The sequence below is a fragment of the Mesorhizobium sp. P5_C1 genome, from assembly GCF_054049815.1.
On sequence record NZ_JBFULQ010000082.1, the window covers coordinates 1 to 17,337 of the forward strand.

The window sequence follows — 17,337 nt, forward strand, 5'->3', positions numbered from 1 at the left end:
TTTCGAGACCGAGTGAGCGGCCGCGCCTCTCGGCTGATCATCCATCCTTAACCGGCTATTCACCATAAAAGCGGATTCTGTTTTTCCCAGGTACCGCTGGAACCTGCTGGACCGTCGAACATTGCCGCGTTGAAGTTGGTCTCCGGACGTCCGCCGACTGCGTCTGCTGTCGCGGTCGGCGCCGGAATTGCCCGTTGCGCCGCGTTATTTCGCTGGTCGCCCTGCGGCCGAGGAACTTTGGCGGCTATGGACCGTTACTGTGGCGAGAGGACATGTCGCCATGGAACACATTGCTGCATTGTTGCTGGTCATCGGTTGCTCGAACACGATGGCCGACTGCCATGAATTGCAGGTACCGGTAAGCGTTTTCGAAACCGCCGACCAATGCGTCGCCGAACGGCCATTCGCGCTGGGCGACGTGCAGGGGCAGGCTCAGCACATCGTCGCCAAGTGCCTTGCCGTCGATCCGGCGCTGGAAGACGACTACGACCAGATCGTCTGGAACGTTCGCCCGGACGGCACGCTCGACGCTTCCCTGGCAATCTCCAACGTCGTCATGGCATCGAGCGCCCCGCGCCCAGAAAAAGACTATCTTCGCCAACAATAGATTGCAGCAGCAAAGGCGGCCATTTCATGCTAAATGGCTGCTGGAGCTTACCAAAGTGTGGACACAAAGCGAGGAGTGACTCTATGCGGAAGATGATTATTGCCATGATTGCGGTGGCTGCCCTCAGCGGCTGCACCAGCACCGAGAAGGACGTGGTCGGCGGCGGCTTGATTGGCGCCGGCGTCGGCGGCTTGGTCGGTGGCGGCAAGGGCGCGCTGATCGGCGCGGCTGTGGGCGCCGGTTCCGGCCTGCTGGTGCGCAACCTGCGCAACGGCTATTGCCAGTATCGCGATCATCGCGGCCGGATCTACACGGCTCGCTGCAACTAGTTCGGCGATAATCGAAACGTCGATCCGGAGACCGGTCCGCCGGCCTCCGGATTTTCGACGTCTGGACGCACCATTTCTGTTCGCTTGATGAAACGGTTTTCCGTCCGGAATTTTGCGTCAAAACAAGAAGATAGAGCGGCTCTACGTTTCAGTGAAACTGATCTAGCCCGTCAGCGGAATCCTGATCTCCACATTCAACCCATCATCGCGATAATCGCGGTTGATCGTGCCACGCAATTCGCGCGTGACGTTGAGATCGATCAGCTTGGTGCCGAATCCTGTCTTGGCCGGCGCTTCGAGTTTCTTCTGTCCGGTTTCGCGCCAGTTGAGAACCAGCACCCTGTCGCGCCCGCGTCCTTCGAGCGACCAGTCGACCTTGAGCGCCCAATCTCCCTTGAGCGAATTGGCTGAATTGCCGGTTTCGCCATATTTCAATGCATTCGTCGCCAGTTCGTGGAACGTCAGGCCGAGCGCCTGCGTCGTGGTTTCGTCGAGCAGCACCTCCGGCCCCGACAGAAGCTCTTCCGGCAGCTCCTTGCCGAACACCTGACCGAGCTCGATGCGCAGGAGATCGCCAAGGTCTGCCTTCTGCCAGCGCGAGCGCGTCAGCATGTCCTGAGACGCCGCCATCGCCTGCAGCCTGGCCGAGAAGGACGAGGAAAATTCGTTGACGTCAATGGCCCGCGAAGCCGTCTGGCGCGCGATCGCCAGCACTCGGGTGATCGAATTCTTGATGCGATGCTTCATCTCCTGCAGCATCAGGTCTTTTTCGAGCAGGCTCTTTTCCGTCGTCTCATGCAAGCGCGACGCCGCCTCATAGGCCCGCTCCTGATAGCGCGCCACCAGAGCGATGGCGCCCGCCAGCAGCAAGCCGAACAGCCCCAGCATCACCGGAATTGCCCGCGACGACGGCTGCGTGAAGGCGCTTGTCGGTCGAAACAGGACCGTCCATGGTTGGCCGGCCACCATGATCTTGCGGGTGACCAGCAGCCTGTCCCCGAAGGATGACACTGGCGGCGTCTCCGACCGGAACAAGAGATTGTCGCCACTCACAGCGCCGTCATAGATTTCGGTGTTGACCGGCAGCAGCGGCGACCGGCTGAGCGCTATCTGGAACAGGTCCCGTGCCCGAAAAGCCGCGTAGAGGAAGCCGGCCGTGGAGGACCTGGACGCATTGATGACATCGGGAGCGGTTTCGACATTGAGCCGCACGAAGACCAGGAAGCCCGGGAACGTCTGCGCGGCACCCGTGCTCTGGCCGAGCTGCACCAGCGCGCTGGCGTGCTGCTCATCGTCGGACATTGCCTTTTCGATGGCCACGCGTCGCACCGGTTCGCTGAACATGTCGTAGCCGATGGCGGCCTGGTTGGATGGATCCAGCGGCTCGAACATCACGATGGGCGCGCGCCAGGGTTGCGTGGTGTCCGGATAGATCGGATGGCTGACACCAAGGTCGTGCAGCATGTCGCGTTCGACCGCCGCCTCGTCCCCCGTCTTCACCAGCCTGAGAAAGCCGATACCGCGCAAGCCGGCGAAATTGTTGTCGACATCGAGCGCGTTGAAGAACGCCTTGAACTCGTTCTGCGAGATATCGCCGTTGCGGGCATCGAACAGGGCCTGCGTCGACCGCAGCAGCGACAGATGCAAGTCGATGCGGCTCTCGATCCGGTTGAGCGCRTCGTCGGCCGYCGCTTCGAAYTTGATGCGGKMGGCTTCCTGCGTCGCGAAATAGGCRAASCCCGCCATSGTCATGCTGATCAGTGCWACGGCGAYGAACGCGACGATTGGAAAAAGCTTCTTCAACGGATGATGCGGTCCATGGGCAATGTCGGACCTTTATGGGCAAGTCGATGTGCCAACACAATGGCAAGGCCAAGCCATCATGACGGCTGGCACATCACATGACCGGCAACCAGCGGCCAGGCACGGTTCGTCCGGCCAGGGTGGTACCGTAGACACTAGTCCAACCGCACCCAATCTGTGGCTTCGAGCACATAGGGAGCGAACAAGAAATCGCGGATCTCGATGATCCGGCTTTCCGACCAGTCGATCAGGACAAAATGCGCAGGTCTTTCCATCCGGCCGGTGCTGTCGAAGACCAGCATAGCCGGCTTCCCTTCGACAGCGCCGAGGGCGAACCGCCATTTCGTCTCTTGCGCATAGCGCGTGAAATAGATGCCGATTTTGTCGCGCCCCTCCAGTTGGATCCGGTTCACCAGATCAAGCTTCACGTCGTCGGCAAGCATGACCCGGATTGCGTCGAAATCGCCGCTCCGGAACAGATGGACATAAGCGGCGATCTTGCGCCGGTCCGAATCGGACATCAGCGGCAGCCTTGTGTCTTCGGGCGCCTGTGCGAAAAGCCGCAGCGCAGCGCGCCCGCGCTGAAGCGCCGATTTTGCGGCTGTCGGAGAGCACCCTGCTATGCTTGCGATCTCGTCGACCGAATGACCCAGAACATCCTTGAGGATCACCGCGCAGCGCTGAAGTTCGGGTAGCCGCAGAAACGTCTGAAAGCTGATCGCGACGATGTCCGCCTCAGGTATGGGCGCCGCTTCGACGTCTTCGGTAAGCGGGACGACCGTGTTCCGGGATTTGGCGCGCAGGAAATCGAGGCTCGCATTGTGGGCGATGCGGAACAGCCAGCCCTCGAGGTTATCCACTCCAGCGCCCTGGGCTCGCGCGTGAAGGGCCTTGACGAGGGTGTCCTGCAATACGTCCTCGCCATTGACCGCCGATCCCGTCATGCGCGCGCAGTAGCGGTGAAGGCGTGGCCGCAGCGCTTTCAGACGATCCTCGAATTCATTCGCGTTCATGTATCGAGACCTACCGCGCCTGCGCGCTCTTTCGTCGTCATTTTACCCGAGACGAACAAGGAAGAGGGTTCAAACTTCCCTGTTGTCGAAAAGGAACATTTGAACGCCCGAGTCATCAGGCGCAAAAAGGCGGCGATCCGCCCCGGCCGCCTGCCCCTCCGGGCTTGCAAACGCCTTTTCGATCGCCGCAAGGTCGTCGAAATACAGCGTTCCGATCCGGTGAACATTGGAGGGTCCTACCGGCGTTGCGATAGGGCCATTGCTGACTTCGTATTTCCTGAGGCCCGGAAGCTTCTTGGCGAGAGGCACGTGGATTTCGAAGTAATGCCGGTCAAACGCCTCGACGTTCTCCGGTGTCGGGTAAATCACAACCATCCGAGCCATTGTGGTTCTCCTTTGTTGCTTGTGTGAGGCATTCTTACTTGTGTGTTTCGCTCAACACCGCCGAGCCCATGATCGAGTCCAGGCTCGCCAGCTCCAATATCTTCGGGAAATAGGCTTTCATACGCGGATCGCTGCGCATCGCCTCGACGGCTGCGGGGGTCTCCCACTCGGAGTAGATGACGACGCCGGCGCCGTCTTGCGCCACGATCAGCCGGGTCGTCTTCCAGCCGCGGAGCGTGCGGACCACCGTATCGGTGTTCTGCTTCAAGAGCGCGATCAGCGCATCCTGCTTCCCGGGTTCGACCTTAAGCAGATTGATCAAGATGACGGACTCGTCGGACATGGCATGTCTCCTTCTGTTTGGACACACCAAGGACGATCCGACGGGCAGAAACGGATCGAGACGTAGCAAGATTTTTTTGGAAGATCCGCTGGAGTTCTAGGCGGCGATCTTCAGGGCGCCTGGCCCGGGAATGGCGCCAGGCGGGCATTTGCCCAGAATGATCATGCCGAGCACCTCGTCCTGGGTCACATCGGTGGTGCGCGCGGTGCCGACAACCTGGCCGTTCTTCATGACGCAGACCCGGTCGGCAAGCTCGAACACGTCGTGGATGTCGTGGCTGATCAGGAAGATGCCGATGCCGTCGGACTTGAGCTGCTTGACCAGTTCGCCGACCTGCGCCGTTTCCTGCGGACCAAGTGCCGCCGTCGGCTCGTCCATGATCAGGATGCGCGCATTGAACAGGATCGCGCGCGCGATCGCCACCGACTGCCGCTGACCGCCAGACAGCTTGATCACCGGCTCCTTGAAGCGCTGGAAGCGGGGATTGAGCCGGCCCATCACCTTGCGCGCCTCGGCCTCCATCGCAACGTCGTCGAGCGTACCCCAGGCGGTCATCAGCTCACGGCCGAGAAACAAATTGGCGGCGGCGTCGACATTGTCGGCCAACGCCAGCGTCTGGTAGATCGTCTCGATGCCGTATTTCTTGGCGTCGCGCGGGTTGGAGATCGATGCCTCCTCGCCGTTGACGAAGATATGGCCCGCGTCGCGCTTGTAGGCGCCGGACAGGATCTTGATCAGCGTCGACTTGCCGGCGCCGTTGTGTCCGAGCAGCGCCACGACCTCACCGGGGAAAAGGTCGATCGAGGCGTCGTCGACGGCGCGGATGCCGCCAAAGGCGATCGAGATGTTGCGCATGTCGATCAGCGCAGTGCTGGTAGGAGCGGTCTTGTCTGCCATGATCCTTGTCCTCCCCTAGACGCGCTTGCGATAGACGGTATCGAGCCAGACCGCGACGACCAGCACGGCGCCGACGACGATGCTCTGCAGCGGCGAGTCGATGCCGAGCAGCACCATGCCGGACTGCAGCGACTGCATCAGCAACGCGCCGAGCATGGCGCCGAGCACCGTTCCCGAGCCGCCGGCAAGCGAGGTGCCGCCGATGACGGCGGCGGCGATCACCAGCAGCTCGTCCAACGTGCCCAGCGCATTGGTCGACGCGTTGAGGCGGGCCGACGAGATCGCCGCGCTGATCGCGGCCAGTACACCCATGATCATGAACACCTTCATGGTTACCCAGCGGGTGTTGATGCCGGCGAGATTGGCGGCCTCCGGATTGCCGCCGATGGCAAAGACATAGCGGCCGAAACGGGTGCGCTTGGTGATGAAGGTCATGACGATACCGACCGCGACAGCCATCAGCACCGGTATGGCGATGCCGTGGGCGATGAACAGCCCGCCTTCGGGAATGGTGATGCCGTTCTGCTGTGCATACTGGCGCACGATGCCGATTGGCCACGGATAGGAATTGGCGATCCAGACGGCCCCAAGGATGGCAGCGCAACTGACCACACCGAGAAAGGTTTCCGCCCACACGGGGCGCAGTGGAAAGTTGAACCGTTTGCGCTGCGACCGGCCGTTGAGCAACGCGAAAGCCACAGCCACGCAAGCGACGATGCCGATGATCCAGCTGGCGGTGGCGCCGACCGAGCCTCGCGGTCCGCCGCCCATCAGCTGGAATGTAGCGTCGAGTGGCGCGACCGTGCGCCCGTTGGTGATCAGCCATGCCATGCCGCGCCAGACCAACAGGCCGCCCAGCGTCACGATGAAGGCAGGAACTTCGAGATAGGCGATGATGAAGCCCTGGAAGGCCCCGATCACAAGACCGAGCACCACGCCGACGACCAGTGCGATGATCCAGAGCCAGGGATTTCCAAGCTGGAAGCCGATGACGCGAATGAGGAATTCGGCTTGCGCCACACCCATGATCATACCGATCACGCCTTCGACGGAACCAACCGAAAGGTCGATGTTGCGCATGACGATGACCAGCACCATGCCGGTCGCCATGATCGCGACCGAGGAAGTCTGCACCGACAGGTTCCAGAGATTGCGCGGCGTCAGGAAAAGTCCGCCCGACAGGATATGAATGCCGACCCAGATGACCAGCAACGCACCGACCATGCCAAGCATGCGCGTATCGAGTTCGGTCGCCTTGAGGAAGCGTCCGACGGCGCTCAATTCGGACGCACGCGCCCGGTCTGCGGGCGTATTCGCGGCAGGCGTGTTAGAGGCCGTGTCGGTCATGAAGTCCTCCCACCGGTTTGCCGTCTGGCGCGGATGCCGGAAACACGATGCTATTTGCTTTCCGCGATCATTTGAAGCGGAATGCCCCTTGAGAAACGCCGCGGCCCAGGGGCCGCGGCGCTGAGATCGAACCGGGATCCCGTTCGGTTTTAGTTGCAGGCCGCGACGGTGCCGGCGGCGACGCCTGCACAGACTTCGTCCTTCTTGATCCAGCCGGCGTCGATGACGACGTTGAGATTGTCCTTGGTGATCGCGATCGGCGTCAGGAACAGCGAGTTGGTCTCGTTGCCGCCGGGCGTCGTGAACTTCACGGCGTTCGGGATCTTGTCCAGGGCAGTGCCAGCGGCCAGCTGCGAGGCGATTTCGGCAGCGTTCTTGCCGAGTTCGCGTGCGTCCTTCCACACCGACACGGTCTGTGTGCCGAGTGCGACGCGGTTCAGTGCGGCATGGTCGCCGTCCTGGCCGGACACCGGAACCGATCCTGCCAGCCCTTGCGCCGTCAGCGCGGCGACGACGCCGCCGGCGGTGCCGTCATTGGCTGCCACCACGGCATCGACCTTGTTGTCGTTGGCGGTGAGGAACTGTTCCATGTTCTTCTGGGCATTGGCGGGCAGCCAGCCATCCGTATAGGCTTCGCCGACATTCTTGATCTTGCCGCTGTCGATGGCTGACTTGAGCACTTCCATGGAGCCGGCGAACAGGAAATCGGCATTCGGATCGGCGCCCGAGCCCTTGATGAAGACGTAGTTGCCTTCCGGCTTGACCTTGAACACTTCGCGGGCCTGCATGCGGCCGACTTCCTTGTTGTCGAAGGTCAGGTAGAACACGTTCTTGTTCTCGATCAGCCGGTCATAGCCGACGACCGGAATGCCTTCGTCCAATGCCTTCTGCACCGCCGGGCCGATGGCCGAGGCATCCTGCGCCAGGATGATCAGCGCGTTGGCGCCCTGCGAAATCAGGCTCTCGACGTCGGTGAGCTGCTTGCCCGGATTGGACTGCGCATCAGCGGAAATGTATTTGTCACCAGCCGCCTCGATGGCCTTCTTCATCGCCGCTTCGTCGGTCTTCCAACGCTCTTCCTGGAAGTTGGACCACGAAACGCCGATGACCTTGTCCTTCGCCTGCGCGACCGACACCAGCGTCAGCGACATGGCGACACCCGCCAGGATGGCGGCTGTGAATTTTTTCATAATATCCTCCCTGCGCCGCGTATGGCGCGACCAAACTGACCCGTAGGCCGGCACAGAGGCTCTATTTTTTCGAGCCTCGAAAAAATAGTGATCCAACGCCCGAACGCTGTCAACATCGATTCTGATGGATTTTGACGTCTCTCCGAGTTTTTTTCGAGCTCCGGAATAAATAATGACATGATGGTAGGGTTCTGCCAGAATTTGGCTTGGCGCATGTCGCCCCAAAAGTGCGCAGCGGTTTTGGGGCAACGACACGTGCAGGAACAAGTACCTGAAGCGCGTCGCGCTTTCAGGCTTCGCTGATGGCCTTCGGGAGGCACGAAAGGCTGCAGCGACCGGGAGGATGTGAAAAAGCATGTCGGTCGGAATCCGCCACGACGATCTGCGCCGCCGCAACCGGGCGATGGTGATTGCGGCCGTGCGCCGCGCCGGACAGCCGTCCCGCACCGAGATCGCCGCGACCACGGGCCTCAGCCATTCGACCATATCGGCGATCTCCTCCGACCTCATCGGCGAAGGCATCCTGACTGAGAGCAAGCCGAGCGAGGCCGGCTCGCTCAAACGGGGCCGGCCGCAGGTCGGCCTCGGCCTCAATCCGGAAGCGGCGGCGGTGATGACCGTGGTGCTGTCGCTGAACTTCCTCTCGGTCGCCGTCATCGACTATGCCGGCCAGGTGATCGCCGAGGAACAGCGCCGGCTGGACACGCTGACCATGTCGCGCGACGCGCTGGTCGGTGAATGCGTTGCCATCGTACGGCGTCGTCTCGAAGACCCCGACCTCGACGTCCGCAGTGTCGCCCGCATCGCGCTGGCGATCCAGGGCATCACTGACACGCGTGCCCGCGCCATGCTGTGGTCGCCGATCACGCCGCACACCGATATCGCCTTCGCCGACATACTCGAGGACGAGTTCGGCATCCCCGCCACCATGGAGAACGACTGCAATATGATGGCGATAGCGTTGCGCTGGCGCGACCCCGAGCGCTACCGCGACGACTTCATCGCCATCCTGTTGTCGCACGGCATCGGCATGGGCCTGGTGCTGAAGGGCGAGCTGTTCACCGGCACTCATTCCTCGGGCGGCGAGTTCGGCCATATGATCCATCGGCCGCACGGCGCGCTGTGCCGCTGCGGGCGGCGCGGCTGCGTCGAGGCCTATGCCGGCAACTACGCCATCTGGCGCAACGCAAGGCAGATGAGTGAGGACGCGGAACCGGTCGCCGATGTCAGTGATGCCGACATGCGCGCGCTGGCGACCGCGGCCCGCGAGAGGGATGGACCCGAGCGCGAGGCCTATCGCAAGGCCGGCGAGGCACTCGGCTACGGTCTCGGCAGCCTGTTCGCGCTGATCGACCCGGCGCCCGTCGCCATGGTCGGCGTCAGCGCCGCCGCCTTCGACCTGATCGAGCCGGCATTGCGCGAGGCGATTGCCCAGACCGCCGGCGGCCAGCATTCGCAATCGATTTCCTTCGACACCGAACCGAACGAACTGCCACTGATCCGCGAAGGCTGCGCCACACGGGCACTGACCTTCGTAGACCAGGAGATTTTCGCGCCCGGCACGCAGGCGAGATCCGGCCTCGGTGGCAAGAACGTTGCGTGAATAACGCGCCGGGATGCGTTGAGATTCAGGTTAGGCCGAGTCGAGAATGGCGGGTTCCGAGAACCGGAACGGAGCGGACATTTGGATCCGTGAGTACCGGAAGCGCAGGAGACTGCCGTTCGCAGGCCGGCATCACCTGAATATCAGCAGATCCCTAATCTTCCCGGATTGCGTAGCCCGCCCCACGAATGGTGCGGATGACATCGGGCATGCGGCCATTGTTGACCGCCTTGCGCAGCCGGCCGACATGCACGTCGACCGTGCGTTCGTCGATGTAGATCGTCTCGCCCCAGACATTGTCGAGCAGCTGGCTGCGCGAGAACACGCGGCCGGGATGGCGCATCATGAATTCGAGCAGGCGGAATTCGGTCGGTCCGAGCCGGATCTCGCTCTTCTTGCGATAGACCCTGTGCGATTCACGATCGAGCACGATGTCGCCGACCTTGAGCACGCTGGACAGCACTTCCGGCTTGGCGCGGCGCAACAGCGCCTTGACCCTAGCCATGAACTCGGGCGTCGAGAACGGCTTGACCAGATAGTCGTCGGCGCCGGTCGAGAGGCCGCGCACACGATCGCTTTCCTCGCCACGCGCGGTCAGCATGATGATCGGCAGCCGCTCGGTCTCGGGACGCATTCTTAGCCGGCGACAGAGTTCGATGCCGGACACTGCTGGCACCATCCAGTCGAGCACCAGCAGGTCAGGCACGTTTTCCTGGAGGCGGATTTCGGCCTCGTCGCCGCGCGTCACCACCTCGACCTGGTATCCCTCGGACTCGAGATTGTAGCGCAGGAGCACGCCAAGCGGCTCCTCGTCCTCCACCACCATGATGCGTGGCGCGATCATCGACTGGTCACCCCTGCCGTCATGCCGCCGGCGCGGACATCGCCGTCTCGTCCTGCTTCGGACGATTGGCGGGCAGCTGCGTACCGGTCAAAACATAATACGCATTTTCCGCGATGTTGGTGACGTGATCGCCGATGCGTTCGAGGTTCTTGGCGCAGAACAAAAGATGCGTGCAGGCGGTGATGTTGCGCGGGTCTTCCATCATGTAGGTCAGGAGTTCGCGGAACACCGAGGTGTACTTGACGTCGATGCGCTCGTCGTCGGCGCGCAGCTTCGCCAGCGCCGCGGCGTCGCGCGCCGTATATTCCTCGATGACGCCCTGCACCTGGATCAGCACCAGCTGCGCCATTGCGTCGATGGAGTGCGACAGGTCGCGCGGGGTGACGCTGAGGCCGACGGTGCCGACGCGCTTGGCGATGTTCTTGGCAAGGTCGCCAATGCGCTCGAGGTCGCCGGCCATGCGGATCGAACCGACGACATGACGCAGATCGTCGGCCATCGGCTGACGCTTGGCGATCAGTGTGATGGCGCGGTCGTCGAGCTCGCGCTGGCGCGCGTCCATGATCGCATCGTCGGAGACGACGCGCTGCGCCAGGGCGTTGTCGGAATTCAACAGCGCCTTGGTGGCGCCGCCGACCATCGAGCCGGCGAGGTCGCCCATGTCGCGGATCAGCCTGCTGATCTGTCCGAGATCCTCGTCGAAAGAAGCGACTGTGTGTTCGCCCATGATCTTAGTCCTCGTATGCCTGAGCTCAGCCGAAGCGGCCGGTGATGTAGTCCTGCGTGCGCTTCTCGCGGGGCGACGTGAAGATCTTCTCGGTGCGGTCGAACTCGACCAGTTCGCCCAGATACATGAAGGCCGTCTGCTTCGACACGCGCGCCGCCTGCTGCATGTTGTGGGTGACGATGACGATCGTGTAGTCGGCTTGCAACTCGTCGATCAGCTCTTCGATCTTGGCGGTCGACAGCGGGTCAAGCGCAGAGGCCGGCTCGTCGAGCAGGATGACTTCCGGCTTCACCGCCACGGTGCGGGCGATGCAGAGTCGCTGCTGCTGGCCGCCGGAGAGGCTGAGGCCGCTGGCGTTGAGCTTGTCCTTGACTTCGGTCCACAGTGCGGCGCGCTTCAGCGCCTGCTCGACACGGCCGTCCATCTCGGACTTGCTGATCTTCTCGTAGAGCCTGACGCCGAAGGCGATGTTTTCATAGATCGACATCGGGAACGGCGTTGGCTTCTGAAACACCATCCCGATCTTGGTCCGCAGCAGGTTAAGGTCCTGCGAGCGGTCGAGAACGTTCTGGCCGTCGAGCAGCACCTGGCCCTCGGCGGTCTGCTTGGGATAGAGCTCGTAGATGCGGTTGAAGACGCGCAGCAGCGTCGACTTCCCGCAGCCCGAAGGTCCGATGAAGGCGGTGACGCTGCGCTCGGGCAGCGACAGCGTGATGTCCTTCAGCGCCTTGCTCTGGCCGTAGTAGAAGTTGAGGTTCTTGACCTCGATCTTGGCCTTGCCGGCAATTGCCTCGGCGGCGATCGTCATGTCTGGAGACAACATCTGGCTCATTTGTCCTCTCTGCGTCCGGTCAGGCTGCGAGCAAAGATGCTGAGCGCGAGAACCGTCAATGTGATGATGAGTGCACCGGTCCAGGCCAGTTGCTGCCATTCCTCGTAAGGGCTGAGAGCGAACTGGAAGATGGTCACAGGCAGGCTGGCCATCGGCGCGTTGAGATTGCTCGACCAGAACTGGTTGTTGAGCGCCGTAAAGAGTAGTGGCGCCGTCTCGCCGGAGATACGGGCGATCGACAGCAATATGCCGGTGACGATGCCGGAAAGGGCGGCGCGGTAAGCGACCGACTTGATGACCACCCAGCGCGGCGCGCCGATCGCGGTGCCGGCCTCGCGCAACGCGTTCGGCACCAGGTTGAGCATGTCCTCGGTGGTGCGAACGACGACCGGGATGACCAGGATAGCAAGCGCGACAGCGCYGGCGATCGCCGAGAAATGCCCCATCGGCCGGACCATCAGTTCGTAGACGAAAAGGCCGATGATGATCGAGGGCGCCGACAAAAGGATGTCGTTGATGAAGCGCACCACGGTGGTGAGCTTCGAAAAGCGTCCGTATTCGGCCATGTAGGTGCCTGCCAGCACGCCGATCGGTGTACCGACGACGACGCCGATAATGGTCATCACGATGCTGCCGTAGATGGCGTTAAGCAGGCCGCCGGCATCGCCGGGCGGCGGCGTCATTTGCGTGAACACCGCAAGATTGACGCCGGACAGGCCCTTGTAGAGCAGCGCGCCGAGGATGAGCGCCAGCCAGGCAAGTCCGATGCCCGCGGCGGCGACGCACAGCGTCATCATCACGGAATTCTTCCTCTTGCGGCTCTGATGAAGCGATGTGGCTGTCGACATCGGTCAGGCTCCCGTGCGGGCGTCAATGCGCATCAGCATGTAGCGTGCGATGGCGAGGATCAGGAAGGTGATGACGAACAGGATCAGGCCGAGCGCCACCAGCGAAGAGGTGTAGAGATCGCCGACGGCTTCGGTGAATTCGTTGGCGATGGTCGCGGAGATCGTCGTTGCCGGCGCGAACAGCGAGGTGCTGATGCGGTGCGCGTTGCCGATGACGAAGGTCACTGCCATGGTTTCGCCGAGCGCGCGGCCGAGGCCGAGCATGACGCCGCCCATGATGCCGATCCTTGTGTAGGGAATGACCACGCGGCGGGTCACTTCCCAGGTCGTGCAGCCGATGCCGTAGGCGGACTCTTTCAGCACCGGCGGCACCGTGTCGAAGACGTCCTTGGTGATCGAGGTGATGAACGGCAGCACCATGATGGCAAGGATCAGCGACGACGTCAAAAGGCCGATGCCGTAGGGCGGACCGGCAAACAGGCTGTTGAGGCCGGGAATGCCATGGAACACGTTGATGATGAAGGGCTGCACGGTCGTCTGCAGGAAGGGCGCCAGCACGAACAGGCCCCAGATGCCGTAGATAATCGAGGGGATGCCGGCGAGCAGCTCAACCGCCATGCCGATCGGACGCCGCAGCGGGCGCGGGCAAAGCTCGGTGAGAAAGATGGCGATGCCGATGCCGAGCGGCACGGCAATCAGGATGGCGATGGCGGACGTGATGATGGTGCCATAGATCGGCGCCAGCGCGCCGAATTTCTCGGTCACCGGATTCCAGCTTTCGCTAGTCAGGAAGGAGAAGCCGAAGGTCGACAGGGCTTGCCAGGACCCGGCAAACAGCGAGATCGCAACACCGCCGAGCAAGACCAGCACCAGTATGGCTGCGGCACGGGTCATTCCGTGGAAGATCGCGTCGGTCAGCGCGAAACGTCTGACAGTCGCGTCGCGCGAACCTCGAATGGCTGGCAAGGCTTCCTGGACACCACTCATGTGAAGCTCGGCTTTTTTGAGTTAAGGGAAAAGGAGCGCCGCGGCGCGGCGCTCCTTCCAAGGGACGTTATTCGCCGACGTAGACGGGCTTGCCGTCAGCCTGGATGTCGGCCTTCCACGAAGCCTTGATCAGGTCGACGACGCTGTCGGGGATCGAGACGTAGTCGAGACCCTTGGCGGTTTCCTTGCCGTCCTTGTAGGCCCAGGCAAAGAACTTCAGCGCTTCGCCGGTCGCGGCAGCATCGTCGGGGGACTTGTGGATCAGCACCCAGGTCGAAGCAGCGATCGGCCAGGTGGTATCGCCGGGTTCGTTGGTGATGATGACGTTGAAGTTCTTCGCGCCCTTGAAGTCGGCATTCGAAGCAGCCGAGCCGAAGGATTCGAGCGACGGCTCGACGACCTTGCCCGCGGCATTCAACATCTTGGAGTACGACAGGTTGTTCTGCTTGGCGTAGGCATACTCGACGTAGCCGATGCCGCCGTCGGTCTGCTTGACGGTGTTGGCAACGCCTTCGCTGCCCTTGGCGCCGACGCCGGTCGGCCATTCGACGGCGGTGTCCGAACCAACCTTGTCCTTCCAGTCGGGGGACAGCTTGACCAGATAGTTGGTGAAGTTGAAGGTCGTGCCCGAGCCGTCCGAACGGTGGACGACGGCGATCGCCGTCGACGGCAGGGTCAGGGTCGGGTTCAGCGCCTTGATCGCGGCGTCGTCCCAGGTGGTGATGGCGCCAAGGTAGATCTGCGCGATCGTCTTGCCGTCAAGGATGAGTTCGCCCGGCTTGACGCCCGTCAGGTTGACGATCGGCACGATGCCGCCCATCACCATCGGGAACTGCACGAGGCCGTTCTTTTCCAGATCGGCATCTGACATCGGCTTGTCGGTGGCGCCGAAGGTCACGGTCTTGGCGATGACCTGCTTGATGCCGCCGCCCGAACCGATCGACTGGTAGTTGAGGCCGACGCCGGTGTCTTTCTTGTAGGTGTCGGCCCACTTGGCGAACACCGGATAGATGAAGGTCGAGCCGGCGCCGGAAAGGTCCGCGGCCATGGCTGCAGAAAGGGTGAAGGTAGACGCTGTGGCCATTGCAATCGCAACGACCGCTGAGCGGATGAAATGTCTCATGTGGCCTGCTCCTGTTCGGAAGATGGTCTCTCGGCGCCATCCTCTCGGCGCCCGCTGAGGCCAATAGCCTTCGATTATAACAGTCGCATGACAGTTTCATGTCACCCCGGTAACGCGTCATCAGGGCGGGGAAAATGCCGGCCGGCCGGCGCTTGCTGCGGAAACCGGCTTTGTGCCCGGAATCAGGCACTTGCGCCGTTTCACACCGAGAGCGACCCGCGGTTTCGCGATCGACGCCTCGGCAAAGAAAATCCGGACGGGAACGCGTTGCTCTCAGCCATTTGTCGTGGCCGGGCCATCGCCGAAAACAGGTCCGTTGGGGTAGGTTGACGCTGTCTCATGCCGGCGGTCGCTGCTCCCGCCCGTAACTGGAGAGCGGAATTTGAATGTGGCCATTGTCTCGACTGGGCGTCGCCTTGGATATGGTGCGATCGCGCCATAGTCTTGCCTCAGCGGGGGGTCGCGAATCTCCGCCGAGTCCCCGCTGAGGCAAGCCGGATGCAACGCCGGCCTTACCCGGCGTTGCGCTGAGCCTGGCGGCTGGCGCCGACCCAGCGCTCGACCTTCTCGAGCAGGGCCCTTGGGCTGATCGGCTTGGGCAGGTAGTCGTCCATGCCGGCCTCCAGGCAGCGTTCGCGATCGCCCTTCAGCGCATGAGCGGTGACGCCCACGATCGGCACATGCGTGCCGGTTTCTTCCTCCAGCCGGCGAATGGCGGCGGTGGCTTCGAGCCCGTTCATCTCCGGCATCGAGACATCCATCAGGATCATGCACGGATTGAGCCGGCCGAAGGCGTCGAGCGCCTTGCGGCCATTGCCGACGATCTCGAAACCATAGCCGGTCTCGCCGAGAATCTGGGTGAACACCATCTGGTTCACCTCATTGTCCTCGGCCACCAGGATATCCAGCCTGTCGCCGCCGGCCGTCGCGGGCGGCCGGGGGCGAACCAAAGGCGGCTGCAGCAGCGCCCGTTGTTCCGACGCCGCCGACGGCGGTGGCCGCACAACCTTGCCTGGAGGAATGTCGGCTGCCGGCGGCTGGGCGTCGGCCGTGTTGTGGCGATGTCGCTGGATCGTCGCAACCAGCGTTTCCAACAGCACCGATGACCGCGCCGGCTTGATCAGCTGCGCATCGATGCCGAGATCGCGATAGCTGGTGTTGGCGAGCGACTGGTCGACCGAGGTCAGCATGATGATCGGCGTGCCGGCAAGGCCGGCGGTGTTGCGCACGATCCGCGCCATTTCGGCGCCGCTCATGCCCGGCATCTGGTAATCGAGCACGACGCAGTCGACCGGCACGCCATAGGCGGCGGCCGCGATCAGCACCTTGAGACCCTCGGCGCCGCTTTCGGCCGCGCAGGAATCGAACGTCCACGATGTCATCTGTTCCGTGAGGATGGCCCGGTTGACGGCATTGTCGTCGACGATCAACACGCGCGCGCCGGTCACGTCGACAGGCGTGATGCGTTGCCCGTTCTGCTGTCCGGCCCTCGGCAGCGTGACGGTGAACCAGAAGGTCGAGCCCTTGCCCTCGGCGCTCTCGACACCGATGTCGCCGCCCATCAGCTCGACGAGCCGCGAGGTGATGGCAAGGCCAAGGCCGGTTCCCTCGTGCCGCCTCGTCGACGAGGTGTCGACCTGGCTGAATTTCTCGAACACGAGTTTCAGCTTTTCCTCGGGGATACCTATGCCGGTATCGGTGACCGAGATCGTCAGTTTCGTCCCGGTCGGAACTCTTTCGCCGGTGACATCGACCAGCACATGGCCTTCATCGGTGAACTTCACCGCGTTGCCGAGCAGGTTGGTGACGATCTGCCTGATGCGGCCGACATCGCCCACGAACAGGCTCTCGAGACGAGGCTCGATGCGCACGATGAGCTCGAGATCCTTCTCCTTGGCGCGTGTCGACACCAGCGTCGCCACATCCTCGATCGCCTCGGCAAGGTTGAACGGCGCCGGATCGAGCACCAGCTGGCCGGCGTCGATCTTGGAGAAATCCAGGATGTCGTTGATGATGGTGAGCAGCGCGTTGCCCGATTTGACGATGATGTCGGTGAACGTCTTCTGTTTCGAGTTGAGGTCCGATTTGGCCAGCAGTTCGGCCATGCCGAGCACGCCGTTCATCGGCGTGCGGATCTCGTGGCTCATATTGGCGAGGAATTCCGACTTGGCGCGGTCGGCGAGTACGGCGCGCTGCCGTGCCTCGCGCAGTTCGGCCTCGCGCGTCTTCAATTCGGTGATGTCGGTGGTCGATCCGATCAGGTAGAGCGAACCGTCGGAGGCGATCATCGCGCCCTTGCGGGCGAACTGATGCCTGACGCTGCCGTCGGCCAACGTCACAGTCTCTTCGACCTCCTGGGTTTCACCGGTGCRCAGCACCGCAAGGTCGCTGCCGACAAAGGCTTCGCCGTCCGGCCCGAAGATCTCGATGTCGGTCTTGCCGATCGCCTCTTCCTTGACG

17 protein-coding genes are annotated in these 17,337 nt (G+C 62.6%); 3 read left to right on the plus strand and 14 right to left on the minus strand.

Going from position 1 to position 17,337, the window contains the following annotated elements:
* Nucleotides 1-280: 280 nt before the first annotated feature.
* Nucleotides 281-607 (plus strand): hypothetical protein, encoded by a 327-nt coding sequence (locus tag ACXJ7R_RS09555; protein ID WP_457151622.1) that lies wholly within the window; start codon nt 281-283, stop codon nt 605-607.
* Nucleotides 608-690: 83 nt separating this feature from the next.
* A complete protein-coding gene (locus ACXJ7R_RS09560; RefSeq protein WP_457151623.1) occupies nt 691-936 on the plus strand; it encodes a YMGG-like glycine zipper-containing protein in 246 nt (81 codons plus the stop codon).
* A gap of 162 nt (nt 937-1,098) precedes the next feature.
* Here the strand turns inward: ACXJ7R_RS09560 and ACXJ7R_RS09565 are convergent, their stop codons facing one another.
* From ACXJ7R_RS09565 to xylF, 7 genes are all read right to left on the minus strand, one after another.
* On the minus strand, nt 1,099-2,739 hold the full coding sequence (locus ACXJ7R_RS09565) for a CHASE domain-containing protein (protein WP_457151624.1): 1,641 nt from the start codon (nt 2,737-2,739) through the stop codon (nt 1,099-1,101).
* 155 nt (nt 2,740-2,894) lie between these two features.
* Nucleotides 2,895-3,752 carry a sigma-70 family RNA polymerase sigma factor gene (locus tag ACXJ7R_RS09570; RefSeq protein ID WP_457151625.1) on the minus strand — a complete coding sequence of 286 codons (858 nt, stop codon included), beginning with the start codon at nt 3,750-3,752 and terminating at the stop codon, nt 2,895-2,897.
* A 69-nt stretch (nt 3,753-3,821) separates the two neighbouring features.
* Nucleotides 3,822-4,136, minus strand: coding sequence for an EthD family reductase (locus tag ACXJ7R_RS09575; protein WP_457151626.1), 315 nt, complete (start codon nt 4,134-4,136; stop codon nt 3,822-3,824).
* Nucleotides 4,137-4,170: 34 nt separating this feature from the next.
* The gene (locus tag ACXJ7R_RS09580) at nt 4,171-4,479 is read right to left on the minus strand and encodes a putative quinol monooxygenase (protein WP_457151627.1); all 309 of its coding nucleotides are present in this window, start codon (nt 4,477-4,479) and stop codon (nt 4,171-4,173) included.
* Nucleotides 4,480-4,575: 96 nt separating this feature from the next.
* On the minus strand, nt 4,576-5,376 hold the full coding sequence (locus ACXJ7R_RS09585; RefSeq protein WP_457151628.1) for an ATP-binding cassette domain-containing protein: 801 nt from the start codon (nt 5,374-5,376) through the stop codon (nt 4,576-4,578).
* Nucleotides 5,377-5,391: 15 nt separating this feature from the next.
* Nucleotides 5,392-6,723, minus strand: coding sequence for a sugar ABC transporter permease (locus tag ACXJ7R_RS09590; protein WP_457151629.1), 1,332 nt, complete (start codon nt 6,721-6,723; stop codon nt 5,392-5,394).
* Between the two features lie 149 nt (nt 6,724-6,872).
* Nucleotides 6,873-7,913 (minus strand): D-xylose ABC transporter substrate-binding protein, encoded by a 1,041-nt coding sequence (xylF, locus tag ACXJ7R_RS09595; protein WP_457151630.1) that lies wholly within the window; start codon nt 7,911-7,913, stop codon nt 6,873-6,875.
* Between the two features lie 355 nt (nt 7,914-8,268).
* Here xylF and ACXJ7R_RS09600 point away from each other — a divergent pair, with 355 nt between their 5' ends.
* On the plus strand, nt 8,269-9,516 hold the full coding sequence (locus ACXJ7R_RS09600; RefSeq protein WP_457151631.1) for an ROK family protein: 1,248 nt from the start codon (nt 8,269-8,271) through the stop codon (nt 9,514-9,516).
* A 154-nt stretch (nt 9,517-9,670) separates the two neighbouring features.
* Here the strand turns inward: ACXJ7R_RS09600 and phoB are convergent, their stop codons facing one another.
* The 7 genes from phoB to ACXJ7R_RS09635 all read right to left on the minus strand — a co-directional run.
* On the minus strand, nt 9,671-10,360 hold the full coding sequence (gene phoB / locus ACXJ7R_RS09605; protein WP_010911896.1) for a phosphate regulon transcriptional regulator PhoB: 690 nt from the start codon (nt 10,358-10,360) through the stop codon (nt 9,671-9,673).
* A 19-nt stretch (nt 10,361-10,379) separates the two neighbouring features.
* Nucleotides 10,380-11,087 (minus strand): phosphate signaling complex protein PhoU, encoded by a 708-nt coding sequence (gene phoU / locus ACXJ7R_RS09610; RefSeq protein WP_095089319.1) that lies wholly within the window; start codon nt 11,085-11,087, stop codon nt 10,380-10,382.
* Nucleotides 11,088-11,112: 25 nt separating this feature from the next.
* Nucleotides 11,113-11,919: a phosphate ABC transporter ATP-binding protein PstB gene (pstB, locus tag ACXJ7R_RS09615; RefSeq protein WP_095089320.1), complete on the minus strand. Its 807-nt coding sequence runs from the start codon at nt 11,917-11,919 to the stop codon at nt 11,113-11,115.
* Nucleotides 11,916-12,767, minus strand: coding sequence for a phosphate ABC transporter permease PstA (gene pstA / locus ACXJ7R_RS09620; RefSeq protein ID WP_457151632.1), 852 nt, complete (start codon nt 12,765-12,767; stop codon nt 11,916-11,918). Before pstA ends, pstB begins: the two co-directional genes overlap by 4 nt.
* 3 nt (nt 12,768-12,770) lie before the next feature.
* Nucleotides 12,771-13,754 (minus strand): phosphate ABC transporter permease subunit PstC, encoded by a 984-nt coding sequence (gene pstC, locus ACXJ7R_RS09625; protein ID WP_457151633.1) that lies wholly within the window; start codon nt 13,752-13,754, stop codon nt 12,771-12,773.
* Nucleotides 13,755-13,821: 67 nt separating this feature from the next.
* Nucleotides 13,822-14,877, minus strand: coding sequence for a phosphate ABC transporter substrate-binding protein PstS (gene pstS / locus ACXJ7R_RS09630; protein WP_457151634.1), 1,056 nt, complete (start codon nt 14,875-14,877; stop codon nt 13,822-13,824).
* Between the two features lie 512 nt (nt 14,878-15,389).
* Nucleotides 15,390-17,337: response regulator (locus ACXJ7R_RS09635; RefSeq protein ID WP_457151635.1), on the minus strand; the 1,948-nt coding region annotated here is incomplete at its 5' end.